The organism is Bradyrhizobium hipponense (genome assembly GCF_008123965.1).
In the GTDB taxonomy this organism is placed as follows: Bacteria; Pseudomonadota; Alphaproteobacteria; order Rhizobiales; family Xanthobacteraceae; genus Bradyrhizobium; species Bradyrhizobium hipponense.
The window spans coordinates 1-835 of sequence record NZ_VSTH01000308.1 but is presented as its reverse complement, the minus strand read 5'-3'; the positions used below and the strand labels follow the sequence as shown (position 1 = coordinate 835).

Annotated in this window: 1 protein-coding gene and 1 pseudogene; both read right to left on the bottom strand. The window is 57.2% G+C overall.

Annotated elements, in window-relative coordinates:
- Positions 1 to 74: 74 nt before the first annotated feature.
- Positions 75 to 404 (bottom strand): hypothetical protein, encoded by a 330-nt coding sequence (locus tag FXV83_RS42230; protein WP_235940632.1) that lies wholly within the window; start codon positions 402 to 404, stop codon positions 75 to 77.
- A pseudogene (locus FXV83_RS42225) lies at positions 405 to 557 on the bottom strand (flagellar biosynthesis protein FlgA); the annotation flags it as partial.
- Positions 558 to 835 lie beyond the last annotated feature (278 nt).

Genomic DNA, 835 nt, shown 5'->3' with positions numbered 1-835 from the left:
TCCAGATTGTCGCGCTATAGCAGTTCCTTCGCGAACGCCGCTTCCATCGCCCGGCTGTACGGAATGACAGATCGTCAGTGATGGCTGCCGACAGAGCCGCCATGATCGCCGCTGCCATGATCGGCGCTCCCTCCGTCGCCGTCCGATCCAGAGCCAGAATGGAAAAAGCCCCAGCGCTCCGCATCGATCATCATCGACGTGTAGAGTGCCCTAACAGCGCCGTATTCAGGATCGGAGGGCTTCAGATCATCAAGCCTCTTTCTCAACTCAGCTAGGTCACTCAATTTGGCCTGTTTGTTAAAAAGCCAATAGATGCCAAGGCCAACGGAGAGCAGGCCTACAATGCAGACAATGATCGTCCAAACAGCTGCGGGGCCGGCGAGTATTTTCGTGATCGTATCCACTGCCGCCTCCACCGCTTTCCGCGTCTTGATCGTCTCGTTGTTGGCGCCGAACTCGTCGCTCCAGCGCACGATCTCGCCGTGGGCGACGTCGTGCTGCAACTTCAGCCGATGCGCGAGGCCGATCGGCAGGGCGCTCGCCTTCAGGTTCGCAGCACGCCGACACTGCTCGATCCTGTTGAAGAAGCGCTGAACTAGATTGTGGCTCGGATTGGGAAGCTTGAATCAGGGATATTCGTAGATTCGCAATATCGAGCTGGCAGGTCCGAGATTGACCGGATATGTATGGTCCGGCCGCGCGTTGCAAGAGGTTTCGTCAACCTGGCAGATGCGGTCTTGCATCAATGTATCCGGCCTCTGATTGGAGCGTGCTGTGCTCCGGGCCATCATGGATATCAGCGCGCATTCGAGCTGATTAGTCCTCCGTGAAGAAT